The sequence below is a fragment of the Amycolatopsis sp. NPDC001319 genome (genome assembly GCF_042896185.1).
Lineage (GTDB): Bacteria > Actinomycetota > Actinomycetes > Mycobacteriales > Pseudonocardiaceae > Amycolatopsis.
The window spans coordinates 1,028,485-1,041,928 of record NZ_JBIAWY010000001.1; the positions used below are offsets into that span (position 1 = coordinate 1,028,485).

At 70.6% G+C, this 13,444-nt stretch carries 13 protein-coding genes and 1 tRNA gene; 6 read left to right on the forward strand and 8 right to left on the reverse strand.

Annotation, left to right across the window (positions count from 1 at the left end):
• Positions 1-52 precede the first annotated feature (52 nt).
• Positions 53-1,444 (forward strand): glutamate decarboxylase, encoded by a 1,392-nt coding sequence (locus tag ACFY1H_RS04880; RefSeq protein ID WP_366584009.1) that lies wholly within the window; start codon positions 53-55, stop codon positions 1,442-1,444.
• A 55-nt stretch (positions 1,445-1,499) separates the two neighbouring features.
• Positions 1,500-2,171, forward strand: a complete 672-nt coding sequence (locus tag ACFY1H_RS04885; RefSeq protein WP_386944864.1) for a hypothetical protein — start codon at positions 1,500-1,502, stop codon at positions 2,169-2,171.
• A 14-nt stretch (positions 2,172-2,185) separates the two neighbouring features.
• On the opposite strand, the gene ACFY1H_RS04890 is transcribed toward ACFY1H_RS04885, so the two are convergent.
• A complete protein-coding gene (locus ACFY1H_RS04890; protein ID WP_386944643.1) occupies positions 2,186-3,253 on the reverse strand; it encodes an NADH:flavin oxidoreductase/NADH oxidase in 1,068 nt (355 codons plus the stop codon).
• Positions 3,254-3,326: 73 nt separating this feature from the next.
• On the opposite strand from ACFY1H_RS04890, the gene ACFY1H_RS04895 reads away from it, so the two are divergent.
• Complete coding sequence (locus ACFY1H_RS04895) at positions 3,327-3,953, forward strand: TIGR03085 family metal-binding protein (RefSeq protein ID WP_386944645.1); 627 nt, start codon at positions 3,327-3,329, stop codon at positions 3,951-3,953.
• A gap of 15 nt (positions 3,954-3,968) precedes the next feature.
• Here ACFY1H_RS04895 and ACFY1H_RS04900 read toward each other — a convergent pair whose 3' ends face one another.
• The 3 genes from ACFY1H_RS04900 to ACFY1H_RS04910 form a co-directional block, all read right to left on the reverse strand.
• Positions 3,969-4,598, reverse strand: coding sequence for a histidine phosphatase family protein (locus tag ACFY1H_RS04900; protein ID WP_386944647.1), 630 nt, complete (start codon positions 4,596-4,598; stop codon positions 3,969-3,971).
• A gap of 927 nt (positions 4,599-5,525) precedes the next feature.
• The gene (locus ACFY1H_RS04905) at positions 5,526-5,786 is read right to left on the reverse strand and encodes a hypothetical protein (protein WP_386944649.1); all 261 of its coding nucleotides are present in this window, start codon (positions 5,784-5,786) and stop codon (positions 5,526-5,528) included.
• Between the two features lie 86 nt (positions 5,787-5,872).
• Positions 5,873-7,714: a prolyl oligopeptidase family serine peptidase gene (locus ACFY1H_RS04910; RefSeq protein ID WP_386944651.1), complete on the reverse strand. Its 1,842-nt coding sequence runs from the start codon at positions 7,712-7,714 to the stop codon at positions 5,873-5,875.
• Between the two features lie 40 nt (positions 7,715-7,754).
• Here ACFY1H_RS04910 and ACFY1H_RS04915 point away from each other — a divergent pair, with 40 nt between their 5' ends.
• Positions 7,755-8,441, forward strand: coding sequence for a methyltransferase domain-containing protein (locus tag ACFY1H_RS04915; protein WP_386944653.1), 687 nt, complete (start codon positions 7,755-7,757; stop codon positions 8,439-8,441).
• Between the two features lie 130 nt (positions 8,442-8,571).
• Here the strand turns inward: ACFY1H_RS04915 and ACFY1H_RS04920 are convergent.
• Both ACFY1H_RS04920 and ACFY1H_RS04925 read right to left on the reverse strand, forming a co-directional pair.
• Positions 8,572-8,645 (reverse strand) — tRNA-Pro (locus ACFY1H_RS04920).
• A 29-nt stretch (positions 8,646-8,674) separates the two neighbouring features.
• Positions 8,675-9,643 (reverse strand): metallophosphoesterase, encoded by a 969-nt coding sequence (locus ACFY1H_RS04925; protein WP_386944655.1) that lies wholly within the window; start codon positions 9,641-9,643, stop codon positions 8,675-8,677.
• Between the two features lie 78 nt (positions 9,644-9,721).
• On the opposite strand from ACFY1H_RS04925, the gene ACFY1H_RS04930 reads away from it, so the two are divergent.
• Together ACFY1H_RS04930 and ACFY1H_RS04935 are read left to right on the forward strand one after the other, a co-directional pair.
• The gene (locus ACFY1H_RS04930; protein WP_386944657.1) at positions 9,722-10,183 is read left to right on the forward strand and encodes a hypothetical protein; all 462 of its coding nucleotides are present in this window, start codon (positions 9,722-9,724) and stop codon (positions 10,181-10,183) included.
• 126 nt (positions 10,184-10,309) lie between these two features.
• Positions 10,310-12,229: a protein kinase gene (locus ACFY1H_RS04935; RefSeq protein WP_386944659.1), complete on the forward strand. Its 1,920-nt coding sequence runs from the start codon at positions 10,310-10,312 to the stop codon at positions 12,227-12,229.
• Between the two features lie 228 nt (positions 12,230-12,457).
• Here the strand turns inward: ACFY1H_RS04935 and ACFY1H_RS04940 are convergent, their stop codons facing one another.
• Together ACFY1H_RS04940 and ACFY1H_RS04945 are read right to left on the reverse strand one after the other, a co-directional pair.
• On the reverse strand, positions 12,458-12,733 hold the full coding sequence (locus ACFY1H_RS04940; RefSeq protein WP_386944661.1) for a hypothetical protein: 276 nt from the start codon (positions 12,731-12,733) through the stop codon (positions 12,458-12,460).
• Between the two features lie 391 nt (positions 12,734-13,124).
• Positions 13,125-13,361: a hypothetical protein gene (locus ACFY1H_RS04945; RefSeq protein ID WP_386944663.1), complete on the reverse strand. Its 237-nt coding sequence runs from the start codon at positions 13,359-13,361 to the stop codon at positions 13,125-13,127.
• Positions 13,362-13,444: the final 83 nt, after the last annotated feature.

Below are 13,444 nucleotides of genomic sequence, written 5' to 3' on the forward strand. Positions count from 1 at the left end.
GCCGGGTGTCACGAGCTGTCGCGGGCGGGGGTGCGGCAGTACGGTCGCAAGCATGGTGCTGCACAGCGGGGAACAGAACGGATCCAACCGTCAATCGGGCACGAACCCCATGTACGCAGGGGCGAATCCCGCCCTGGCGGCCGACTTCGTGATGCCGCACAACAAGCTTCGCGACACCTCGCTGCCGCCGGACGCCGCGTTGCAGCTCGTGCGCGACGAGCTGATGCTCGACGGCAACGCGCGGCTCAACATGGCCACGTTCGTCACCACGTGGATGGAGCCGCAGGCGCGTGACCTGATGGCCGAGTGCGTCGACAAGAACATGATCGACAAGGACGAGTACCCGCAGACGGCCGAGCTCGAGCGCCGCTGCGTGAACATCCTCGCCGACCTGTGGCACGCGCCCGACCCCGCGGACATCATGGGCTGCTCGACCACGGGCTCCTCCGAGGCGTGCATGCTCGCCGGCATGGCGCTGAAGCGGCGCTGGACGAAGCTCGGCCGCACCGGGAAGCCGAACCTGGTGATGGGCGTGAACGTGCAGGTGTGCTGGGACAAGTTCTGCGAGTACTGGGAGGTCGAGCCGCGCCTGGTGCCCATGGACGGCGACCGGTTGCACCTTTCCGCCGAGGAGGCGGTGAAGCACTGCGACGAGAACACCATCGGCGTTGTCGCGATCCTCGGGTCCACTTTCGACGGCAGCTACGAGCCCGTCGCGGAGATCGCCGCCGCGCTGGATGACCTGCAGGCCCGCACCGGCTGGGACATCCCCGTCCACGTCGACGGCGCGTCGGGCGCGATGATCGCGCCGTTCCTCGACGAGGACCTGGCGTGGGACTTCCGCCTGCCGCGTGTCGCGTCGATCAACACCTCGGGCCACAAGTACGGCCTCGTGTACCCCGGCGTCGGCTGGGTCGTCTGGCGCAACCGCGAGGCGCTGCCCTCGGAGCTGGTCTTCAACGTCAACTACCTCGGCGGCGACATGCCCACGTTCGCGCTGAACTTCTCCCGCCCCGGCGCCGAAGTGGCCGCGCAGTACTACACCTTCGTCCGCCTCGGCCGCGAAGGCTTCCGCGCCGTGCAGCAAGCCTCGCGCGACGTCGCCCTCCACCTGTCCGCCGCCATCGCCGACCTGGGCCCGTTCCAGCTCCTGACCCGCGGCGACCAGCTTCCGGTCTTCGCCTTCACCACCAAGCCCGAGATCACCGCCTACGACGTCTTCGACGTCTCCCGCCGCCTCCGCGAACGCGGCTGGCTCGTCCCGGCCTACACCTTCCCGGAACACCGCACCGACCTGGCGGTGCTGCGCATCGTCGTCCGCAACGGCTTCACCCACGACCTGGCCGACCTCCTGATGGACGACCTCCGCCGCGCCCTGCCCGAGCTGGAACGCCAAACCAAGCCCCAGCACGACCCGGCGACGTCGACGGCGTTCCACCACTGACGAAAAGCGGAGGCAGGCCGAGGTACTGACGCGCGACACTTCGCGGGTGATCACGATGCAGCCCGTTGTCGAGGTGTGCGCGCGAGACGGTTTCGCACTCTGGCCTGTCTCCGAGGCCCGAACGGACGGTTACCTCGCGCTCAGCGGCGAGCTCACGCCCCTCGAAGTCGGGACAGCGCTGATGTGCGTGGTCGGCTGCAACGACGTCGACCCGGGCGACGACGGCCGACCGCCGCGCCCCGCCGACGCGCTGGAGTCCTTTCTGCACGGCCTGCTCACGTTCGACAGCCTCTTCGCGGCGGGTGGTCTCAAGGTGACCAACACTGCCGCCGGTGTGGTGTCCTGGCCGGGCTGCTGCAGTGGTCTGGAGGAATGGCGCGACTGGAACCAGGTCTTCGCGTTCGGCGGCTCAGTCTGCCTCGGGCACGGTCCGTTGGCTGAACGCGACGACGAGATCGTCCGGATCACCGCCGACGCGACGCCGACCGGCAGCCCGGTGATCGAGGTGCCGGCCGGCGAACTCCGGCACCTTCTGGCCGGTGTCGAGCGCGACCTCGCGGCCTTTCTCGCGCTCGCTGCCGACTGGGCCTACCGGCACCTGCCCCGCCACACCCTCCCGGTCATCGCCGCCCTCATCCGGGTTCTCGACCTCCCGCGGCCTCGCGACATCCACGGCGGACAGCCGGCCAGGCTTCAACTCGAGCGCGGAAGCGCCTCGGCTTCGTGAGGTAGCGCCCCACGTCAGCGCCGCGGCTTCGCCCGCAAATACTGATCCGCCCACCGCACCTCGGCGCCCAGTGCGTGCGCCGCGCGTTGTGGCCAGTGCGGGTCGCGCAGGAGGGCGCGGGCGAGGAACACCGCGTCGGCCGAGCCGGTGGCGACGATTTGTTCCGCTTGTTCCGGTTCGGTGATCATGCCGACGGCGCCGGTGGGCACGGCGGTCTCGCGGCGGATGCGTTCGGCGAACGGCACCTGGTAGCCCGGGCCGATGGGGATGCGAGGGTGGGGCACGTTGCCGCCGGAGGAGACGTCGACGAGGTCGGTGCCGCGGTCGGCGAGCAGCTTCACGAGGTGCACGGAGTCGTCGGGGGACCAGCCGCCGTCGGCCCAGTCGCTGGCGGAGATGCGGGTGAGCAGGGGGACGTCGGGGCCGATCTCCGCACGCACGGCTTCGGTGAGCTCCAGCGCGAGCCGGGTGCGGCCCTCGAAGTCGCCCCCGTAGCGGTCGGTGCGGGAGTTGGACAGCGGCGACAGGAACTGGTGGCCGAGGTAGCCGTGCGCGAGGTGCAGCTCCACCAGGTCGAACCCGGCCTCGAGCGCGCGGCGGGCGCCGGCGGCGAAGTCGGCCGGGAGGTGGGCGACCTCGTCGGTGGTCAGCGGACGGGCGGGGGCGTAGTCGCCGAAGGGCTGGTCGTCCGCGCCGACGCTCTGCCAGCCGCCCTCGGACGCGGGCACGGTGCCGGTGCCCTCCCACGGCCGGCGCGTGGACGCCTTGCGCCCCGCGTGCGCGAGCTGCATGCCGATCACCGCGCCCTGCGCGTGCACGAAGTCGGTGACACGGCGCCAGGCGGCGACCTGCTCGTCGTTCCAGATGCCGGTGTCCTGCGGGCTGATCCGGCCTTCCGGGGTGACGGCGCTGGCTTCGGTCAGGACGAGCCCGGCACCGCCGACGGCGAACTGGCCCAGGTGGACGAGGTGCCAGTCGTTGGGCACGCCGTCGGTGGCGGAGTACTGGCACATGGGCGAGACCCACGCTCGGTTCGGCAGCGTCAGGCCTCGCAGGGAGAGGGGTTCGAAGAGTCGGCTCACGATTCGATGAAACACCCAGTGGTGGTCGTCTCGTCCCGGCGCGGGGGGTGTACTCGCGAGTAATGTCGTTGACATGGGTCTTGCCGCAGACGAACGCCAGGCGTTGAGCACTCTCTTCGACGAGGTCGGCCCCGACGCCCCGACCTTGTGCGAAGGCTGGGCGACGCGCGATCTCGCGGCCCACCTCATCGTGCGCGAACACCGCCTCGACGCGTCGCCGGGCATCATGGTGCCCGCGCTCGCCGGCTACACGAAGCGCGTGCAGGACGGCTACGCCGCCAAGCCGTGGCCCGCGCTCGTCGACCAGGTCCGCCGCGGCCCGGCGTGGTACTGGCCCATGGCCATCGGCCCCCTCGACGAGCTCACCAACGGCGCCGAGTTCCTTGTCCACCACGAAGACGTCCGCCGCGCCCAGCCCGGCTGGGAACCCCGCCCCGCCGAACCGTCTCGCGACGAAGCCGCGTGGCGCCTCGCCCGCCAGTCCGCGAAACTCAACCTGCGCAAGGCCCCCGTCGGCGTCGTCCTGCGCCACACCGACGGCCGCTCCGCCCAGGTCAAATCCGGCACCCCCGTCGTGACCGTCACGGGCGACCCCGTGGACCTCCTCCTCTTCGTCTTCGGCCGCGACGCCGTCCACGTCACTTTCGACGGCGACCCCACGGCAGTCGACCGCTTGCAGGCGCTGAGCCGCGGCATGTGAGCCGCGTTCGGCCGCTCATCCGTCGAGATGACGGGTATCGCCGAGGCTGACGAGCTGGTGGTTGCGGAAGTAGTCGTCTTCCCGCAACGTGGTGATGCTTCCGGAGGGCGCCCGGAAGTTCACGCGGCCCAGCGACTCGACCGGCATCCCGATCCAACACGCCACGACGAACGTCAGGGTCCCGCCGTGCGTCACAATGACCTGGTGCTCACACCGCCGTAGGAGGATCTCCTCCATGGCCGCGTAAACGCGCCGCGCGAACGTCCTCGTGGTCTCGGCACCCCGCACACCCACGTCGTGCCCCATCCGGTCCCCACTCGCCGACGGCGGAACGAACCGCTGGTCCAGCCACTCCTGCGACCGCCCCTCGGCCTCGCCGTACGACCTCTCCCGCAACCGGCGCTCCTCGACGAGCTTCACACCGAACGCCGCTGCCACCTCGTCGGCCGTACGGCGCGCACGCCGCAGATCCGACGAAACCACCTCGACCTCGGCGTTGTCGGGAACCCGCGCTCGCAACGCCGCGGCGATCGAAACCGCCGCTCGAACGCCGGCCGGCGTCAGCTGCGAGTCGTACCACCCACCCACCACTCCCTCGACGTGATGCGTGGCCTCCGGATGGGTGACGACGTAGATGCTCCGCACCGGCGAGCGCCCTTTCGTTGTTCGAACCTTTGTGCCCCAGCGCCTTTCCACTCCTGGCGCCGTCGCCCCGGTGCCTTACCCCCCGGTGCCTTACCCCCCGGCGCCTTACGGCCCCCAGCGCTTTACACCCCCCCCAGCGCCTTTCCGCCCCGGCGCCGCCCGGCCCCGTCCCGCCCCGCCCCGCGAAGAGCCTTACCGCCCCAGCGTCGTTCCCCAAAGCGCTGTATCGCCCCCAGCGGCTTTCCGCCTCCCAGCGCCTTTGCGCCCCAGCGTCTTGCCCCCAGCGCCTTTGCGTCCGCAGCGTCTTGCTGCCTCCAGTGCCGTTTCGCCCCACAGCAGCCCGATTTCAGCCCCACCGCGCCTTTTCAGGCCACCGCGCCTTTTCATCCCCACGGTGGCTTGACGCCGTGCCCCACCCGCGCAACGGCCGTAAACCCACCCTCCCGGGGGCCGCCCATGATCCATTCTACCGGGGCACCCCGACAAAACCCGCTGCTCAGGCAGGTTGTCCACAGGACGCCACAGTTGTGGACAACTGGGGTAACCATGCGTGCAGAGCGCGAGAACCGAACGCGCGCGACACCTCGCCCCGACGTCCATCCGCCCAGCTCAGCGGAGTTCTCCAACCGGCGACCGCAAAGCCGACCAACCGAGTCAACCCCCCCCAAAAAAACACCTACCCAGCCCGAAGCCGCGACGGCCACGCAAACTCCAACGGCTCCGCCTGCCGACTCCACACCTCAACCAGCCCCGCCAGTAACTCCACCGCCCCACGGATATCGGCGTCACCAAAGGGATACGGCTCCGCCCGAATCACACCCCAGGCCTCCCGCGCGGCGGCAAACGGCGGGCGCCGGCGATGTTCCACCGCGCGATGCAGCACGCCAACGAGACTCTCCGCCACGGCGATGGACCCCGAAGCCGCCTTCAGGACCCGGCGGCTGCGGTCCCGGGCGTCGTGGCGGGGTTTCCGTGCAGCACAGTCATGTTGTCGAACACTCCGCCCGCCGCGATGCAGCCGAAGATGCCGCCGGACAGGCCCAGCGAGCGTTCCACCGCGGCGTGCGCGAGGTCGTGCGGGACGCGGAACTTGCGCGAGTACGAAGGCAGCCCGAGCACCACCCCGTCGCCACGGGTGATGCGCGTGAAGGTCTCGCCGCGGGGGTCGTGCTCGAACACCAGGTCCACAGCGCGAAGCATCGACCTCGGAAAGCCAGAAACCCAAGCGAATTTCCCCGGCCGGGGTCTACAAAGGGACCCCGGCCAGGGAGAAATCACCGAAAAGCGCGCAAAGCGAAGTCCACCTCGATCGACGTCTGCTTGATCGTCTCGGCGATCACCAGGGAGCCGTGGCCGGCGTCGTAGCGGTAGAACTCGTGGGGCGCGTCGCGGGCGCCCAGGCGGTCGAGGTAGTTCTCGATCTGCCGGATGGGGCAGCGCGGGTCGTTGTCGCCCGCCAGGATGAGCACGGGCGCGGCGACGGCGTCCACGTAGGTAATCGGCGAACATTCCTTGTACACCGCGGGCACATCCGAGGGTGCGCCGCCGAACAAAGCGCGGTCGAAAGAGCGCAGCTGCTCCATCTCGTCCTCGTACGCGGCGACGTAGTCGGCCACCGGCACGCCCGCGACGCCGGCCGCCCAGCGCGTGGGCTGGGTGCCGAGCGCGAGCAGCGACAGGTAGCCGCCCCAGGAGGCGCCGTTGACGACGCACTTGTCCTTGTCGGACAGTCCACTTTCGACAGCCCAGTCGTGCACCGCCGCGACGTCTTCGAGTTCTGTCAGGCCCGGCCGGCCCTCGATGGCGTCGCGCCACGCGGAGCCGTAGCCCGTGGAGCCGCGGTAGTTGACCTCGACCACGGCGAAGCCGGCGTCGAGCCACGTGGCGCGGTAGGCGGAGAAGCGGTCCTCGTCGGCGGCGTGCGGGCCGCCGTGCAGGGAGAACACCGTGGGCAACGGGCCGTCGGGCGCATCCGCCGGACGCGATACCAGCGCGTGGATCTGCCCGCCGACGCCCTCCACGAACGCGTCGGTGACCGGCGACGAACCCGGCGCCTGCTCACCCGGCGGCGCCAGCAGCACGGCTTCGGTGCCGTCGGCCGCGCGGCGGCGCACCGCCGTCGGCTCCGCGGCGCTGGACCACGAGTACTCGATGCTGCCGTCCGGACGGACGCCCGCGCCGCCGATCCGGCCGGCCGGGGTGTCCACAGAGGACAGCGACTTGTCGTCGAGGTCGAACCGGTACAGCGAGCTGCGGCCCTGGTGGAAGTGCACCACCAGCAGCGCGCGGGCGTCGGGGTACCAGCCGGCCACGACCTCGCCGGGCAGGTCGATCTCGAGCTCCGTCTCGGTGTCCGCGCGGACATCCCAGATCAGCAGCTCCTCCCGGCCGCGCCGCTCGTGCAGCACGAGCAGCCGCTGGTCGCCGGGCAGCGGCGAGAACTCCAGCGCCGAAAGGCCCTTGCCCTCGCCGTCGTACTTCTCCGCGACGGTCGTGAAGCCGTCGGTCGCCAGCACGCGCAGCGCGGGATGGCGTGAGTCGCCGTGTTCGGAATGTGAGATAACCACCAAACTCTCGTCACGCGAGAGCGACGAGATGCCGGCGTCGTCCGGGTGGCTGTAGAAGCGCTCGGTCTTGCCGCCGATCTTCGCGAACAGCTCGCTGCCGTCGTCGGTCGAAACGCCGACCGCGATCACACGCGAGCCGAGCTCGAGGCCGGCCGGGTAGCCGTCGTGGACCTCGGGCAGCGGTTTGGTGGCGGCCGAGCTGTCACCGTCGAACGGCTGGCTCACCCAGGAGCCGAACTCGTCGCCGTCGGTGTCGTCGAACCACCAGACGGCCGAGCCGTCGGGGGCGGGGGTGGCGTGCAGGGTGCCATTGGACCGGTCGGTGACGCGGCGGTGACTGTCGGTGGCGCGATCCCAGGTGTAGACCTCCCAGACGCCGCTGGCGTTGGAGACGTACACGTTGGCGTCGGGGGCGTCGCGGGCCCATTCGGGCACGGAGATGCGGGCCGCGTGGAAGCGGGCTCGCCAGCGGGACTCGGCGTCGGCGTCGGCGAACAGGCGGTCGGGGACCACCGCGGGCGGATATTTGTTGCCTGACTGCGTGCTCACCCCTCGATCCTGCCACCCTGGTGGCCGTACTGTGTGCCGGGTGCTGGAGGGATACACGCGGGACGCGGCGTCGAGGCGAGCGGCGCGCACGGCGGTGGAGCGGGCGGCCTTCGCCCAGACGCTCTTCACGCCGGGCATGCGGGTGGTCGACCTGGGCTGCGGGCGCGGCACGATCACGCTGGGTTTCGGCAGCGGCGAGTCCACAGTGGACTACATCGTGACCGACCCGCTCGACCTGCCGTTCCCCACGTCGTCGGCCGACGTCGCCTTCTCCCACGCCCTGCTGGAACGCCTGCCTGACCCCGCGGGAGTGCTCGCCGAGCTGCACCGCGTGCTCCGGCCGGGTGGCCGGCTGGCGCTGTCCACTTCGGACTGGGGCCGCGCGCGGCTGCGTCCGAAATCGGCCAACGTCGACGCGGCCCTGCGCGGTTACTACCTGCTGCTGCGGCGTTCCGGCGCCAACCCGTTCGCGGGCCGGATCATTGCCGACCAGGTGTCCGACAGCGGCTTCACCGAGGTCGTCGCGCGGACCCGGCACCGCTCCGACCTGGCGTACCGGGATCTGGCCACGTTCGTCGAGCAGGCACTGGCCACGGCGCTCGCGGATCTGGACCACCCGGACCGCGACCAGCTGACGTCGGCCGCGCGCTCGGCCTACTCCTGGACGCGCACCGCCGGCCCCGGCGACTTCCTCCAGTGCTGGACGGAACTCACCGCCACCCGGTGATCCACCGCCTTCGGGGGTCCAGGGGGCGAAGCCTCCCTGGCGGGGGTCTGGGGGTTCGACCCCCAGAGGACACACAAGAGAGGCCCTATGTCCGCGCTTTCTGCGGACATAGGGCCTCCGGACTATCTTGTCGGGGTGGCGGGATTCGAACCCACGACCTCCTCGACCCGAACGAGGCACGCTACCAAGCTGCGCCACACCCCGAGGTACTGCTTAACGGGTCGAGGAGAAGTTTAGCCGACGGTCTTGGCGGGTTTCCTCGGGGTTGCCTTACGGCTTGCGGCGGCCCCGGATCCGCGCGGAACCAGCGTCAACAGGCTGGCCTCCGGCGGGCAGGCGAAGCGCGCGGGCGCGTACGGCGACGTGCCCAAGCCGGCCGAGACGTGCAGCCACATGTGGGCGCCCCAGCGGGAGGCGCCGCGGGCGCGGGTGCGGTCGAGCTCGCAGTTGGTCACGAGGGCGCCGTAGCCGGGCACGCGGAGCTGGCCGCCGTGAGTGTGGCCGGCGAGGACGAGGTCGTAACCGTCCGTGGCGAACGGGTCGAGCACGCGCGGCTCGGGCGAGTGCGTGACGCCGAGGCGCACGACGGCGCCCGCGTCTGCCGGCCCGGCGATCTCGCGGTAACGGTCGCGGTGCAGGTGGGGGTCGTCGAGGCCGGCGGCGAACACGGCCTGGCCCGCGACGTCGAGCGTGTGGCGCGAGTGGGTGAGGTCGGTCCAGCCGTGCTCGAGGAAGGCCGCGCGCAGGTCGCGCCACGGGAGCTTCGTGCCGTGGATGCGCTTCTTCTTGCCCTTCGGCATGAGGTAGCGAGCGGGGTTCTTCGGCTTGGGCGCGTAGTAGTCGTTGCTGCCGAAGACGAACACGCCGGGCCGGTCGAGCAGCGGGCCGAGCGCGCGCAGCACCGACGGCACGGCCGTGCGGTGCGAGAGGTTGTCGCCGGTGTTCACGACGAGGTCGGGTTCGAGCCGGTCGAGCGCGGCCACCCACCGTTGCTTCGCGCGGTGCCCGGGAAGCATGTGCAGGTCGGAGACGTGCAGGATCGTGAACGGCTTCGAGCCGGCGGCCAGCACGGGCAGCTCGGCCGTGCGGAGGGTGAACCGCCGCCGTTCTACGCCCACGGCGTAACCGAGTGTGGCGGTCCCGAGCGCGAGGGTCCCTATGGCGAGCTTCTTGGCGGTGCTGGTGTTACTGAGCGTGCTCACAAGGCGAGGATACGTGGTCGGCGTGTTCCAGGGCTTGCGGGCAGCGTGAGGCTCCCGGACGCGGCTAGGTTGAGTCCGATGTCGACCGAAGCGGAGTTGCGCGTGGGCCTGGCGCGGCTCGTCGGGGCCCGCGTCACGGACGTCGGGCGCACCGTGAACATGATCGAGGTCGGGTTCGCGCTCGGAGAGGTCGAGACACGGCTGCACGCGCAGTGCCCGTTCCGTTTCATCGGCGGGGACAACGTGGTGATCGGCAGCGAAGACCTGGCGTACCCGGCCGCGCCCGCCGACGAGGCCGCGTACGCCGAGCGCCGCACGATGTATGACCGCAAGGCACGGTGGCTGACCGCGCGCCTCGCGGCCGGCGAGTATCGGGTGGAGTCGGCCGAGCTCGGCCGTGCGGGTGCTGTGACGCTGGTGGTCACCGGGTCCGCGGTGCTGGAGGTGTTCCCGGCGTGCTCGGGGCCGGTTGAGCAGTGGCGGCTGTTCGAGCGCGGGTCCGATGTGCACCACGTCTTTCCGGGCAGCGATGATCACTGAGCGTGCGTTTGGTATCCGATTGTGTGCTCAACAGTTGGGTGACGTCGGCCGGTTCGGGGGAACGGGCTCGTTAGCATCTGCGTCGGCCCGAGTACGGGTGACAAGCCGGGGGGCTTGGGGAGAACGATGGAACAGTTCGGGCCGTACCGGATCGAGGCGTTGCTGGGCCGCGGCGGGATGGGCGAGGTGCACCGCGCCTACGACACCGCGCACGACCGCGTTGTCGCGCTGAAGCGGCTTTCCGAGGCGTACGTGGCCGACGAGGCGTTCCGCGCGCGCTTCCGCCGCGAGTCGCAGGTGGTGGCGCGGCTGCGCGAGCCGCACGTCATCCCGATCCACGCGTACGGCGAGATCGACGGCCGGCTCTACCTCGACATGCGCCTGGTCGAGGGGCAGGACCTCAAGGACCTGATCGCCGTGGGACCGTTGACCGCCACCCGCGCGGCCGGCCTGATCACGCAGGTCGCCAGCGCGCTCGACGCCGCCCACTCCGACGGCCTCGTCCACCGCGACGTGAAGCCCTCGAACATCCTCGTCACCGACGGTGACTTCGTGTACTTGGTCGACTTCGGCATCGCGCGCTCGATGTCGGGCGCCGTGACGTCGATCACGGGCACGGGCAACGTGATCGGCACCCTGGACTACATGGCGCCGGAGCGATTCGGCGACAAGCCGCTTGACGGATCTGTCGACGTGTACGCGCTGGCTTGCGTGTTCTACGAGTGCCTGACGGGGCATCGGCCGTTTCCCGTGGACGGTGCCGTGGCCCAGATGGGCGCTCACCTGACCGCTCCGCCGCCGGCTTTGTCCGCCGCGCGACGGGACCTGCCGCGCACCCTCGACGACGTGGTGTCCCGGGGCATGGCCAAGGACCCGGCCGCCCGCTACCCGACGGCGGGCGCCTTCGCGGCGGCGGTGAACGCGGCCCTGGCCGGTTCGCCGGGTCCCACGGCGACGAGTGCCGAGACGAGTGCACCGGTGTGGCAGCGGGGGGAGCTCGGCGGGGCGGGGCATGGGTCCGCTGGGGTGCCCGGCTCAGGACGGGACGGCGCGGAATCGGGTCCTGGCTTCGCCGCAGGCCCGGCCGAGCCAGGCTTTGGCGTGGCTGCGGCGGATGGGATGCCCTGGGCGGGTGTTGGGTCAGGCTCGGCGGCGGGGTCCGAATCAGCTGGTGGTCCAGGCGGGCCTGGATCGGGTTCCGGCTCGGCCTCCGGGCAGGATTCAGGGTCGGCGGCTGGATTGGCTGGCGTGGCGCCCAACACGCCGCCGCCGGGCGTGGTCCTGCCGGGCACACTGGCCGGGCCGCCGAGCACTCCGCCGCCCGGGTTTCCGGCTGGGCCGGGCACGTGGGCCGGACCACCATCGGGGGTGTTCACCGGTGGGCACGTCTACCCGAACGGTCCCGCGACGTCCGGCGGCGGCCCGGCGACGTCGTTGAACACGCCGATCCCGCTGGCTTCCGGGGCGCCGTCGTGGCAGGGCACTCCGCCGCCGCAGACGCGGCCGGCTCCGGTGCCGCCGGGTAAGTCGCGCAAAGGGGCGGTGATCACGGCGGTGGTGGCGGTCGTCGTGGTGATCGCGGTCGTCGCGACGGTGCTGATCATCCGCGCCCAGGGCCAAGCCGAGGCAGGCGGCGGCACGTCGACCCCGCCGTCGACGCCAAGCGCTTCGAGCCCGTCCAGCACGGACAACGAGACCACCACCCCGAATAGCCCATCCAGTCCTCCGCCGTCGTCGAGTGGTGCGCCGAAGTCCGCGAGCGCCCCCAGCGGGAATGTGCCGGTGCCGGCCACCTACCAGGGCAGCGGTTGCACGTCGGCTCAACCGGTGCAGGGCGCCACCGGCGCGGCGTACTGCACGAAGTCGCTCGCCGGCGATTTCCGGTCCGGAAACGTCACGCTCCACCAGCCGACTCAGGCGCACTTCAACCAGTTCCCCGACGAAGCCACGATGGCGGCCTTCTTCGAAGGCCTGGTCCAAGCCCACGACCTCATCCGCGACGACGACCACGGCGGCTGCGACCCCGTGAAACATCCCGGAATCTGAGGCTCCTACAACCGGTCCGGCGCCGGCGTCCCCCACGCCGGCGATTTCATCACCTGCTACGACGACACGTTCGTCTACACGGACGCTCGCACCCACACCCTCGGCGTCCTCGTTTTCGACGGCGTGTCGACGCCCCAGGAGCGCGACCAGATGTACCTCTGGTGGAACGAGGTCATCCTGCAAGACCTGCCGAAGTTCTGACGCCGCGTCAGCCGTTGAGCACGGACTTCATTTCGGCCGCACATTCCCGGGAGAACGCCCGAGCGCGATCAGGAAAAGGCGCACGACGGCGATCAGCGAGCCCGGCCCGAACGTGACGAGCCAGAGCAGCGGCGGCCAGTCGCGGGTCGCCCAGTCGGACAGGAGGAAAAAAGCCACCAGGCCGGCCGAACCGAGTGGGATCGCGATCAGCACCCAGACGTCGACGGGCCGGCGCCAAGGAAGCACCGAAAGGAACAACGTCGTGCCGAACAAGAGGAGCAGAAAAGCGAACACGATAGGCATTTCACTCTCCGATCAGCCGCTCCGAGTTGCGAGCGACGGAGGGACCCGCCACCGCGCCGCGTGAAACCGCCGGCCTGCGACGACCATCGACGGCGCGACCAAGAACACGACCAGCCCCAGAACCAACTCCACGGCGGCCCCTTCCCCCGGAGACCTTCATTCTCCGGGGGAAACGGACGATTCGTCTACGTGATGACGCGGACACCACCTCAGCCGTCGAGCGTGACGACTTCCTTGCTCACGGCTCCACCGGCCTCCGGCGGGCCGGCGCGCCCCTCGAGCCGAAGCGGCGCCCCGCGCACGCCATCACTTGCTGCGACGCGGACAAGACGACCGTGCAGGCGAGAATCACCGCCACAACGGCCAGAATGATCGCTGATTTCATTTCGCCTCAGGTGTGATTTGTCTTCGCGTTCCGGCCGAGGCGAAGGTTCTTGGCCCAGCGAACGATGTCGACGATCAGGCGGCTCAGCGCGATGAGCATGCCCCACATCAGGAGCACGAACCACATTTGCCAGGGGCTTTCGAGTGTGGTGATCAGTACCCACGACGCGGCGACGTGGGCGGCCATGCCGGCCGCGCGCAGGAGAGGAGGCCGCAGAGGCAGGCATGCTGTGCCGATGGACACGACGAGTATTCCCAGCAATAGAGGCCAAACTGCTGCCGCTCCACCCACGTGACGATCTTAGTGCCGGAATTGCCGGGCGGGGC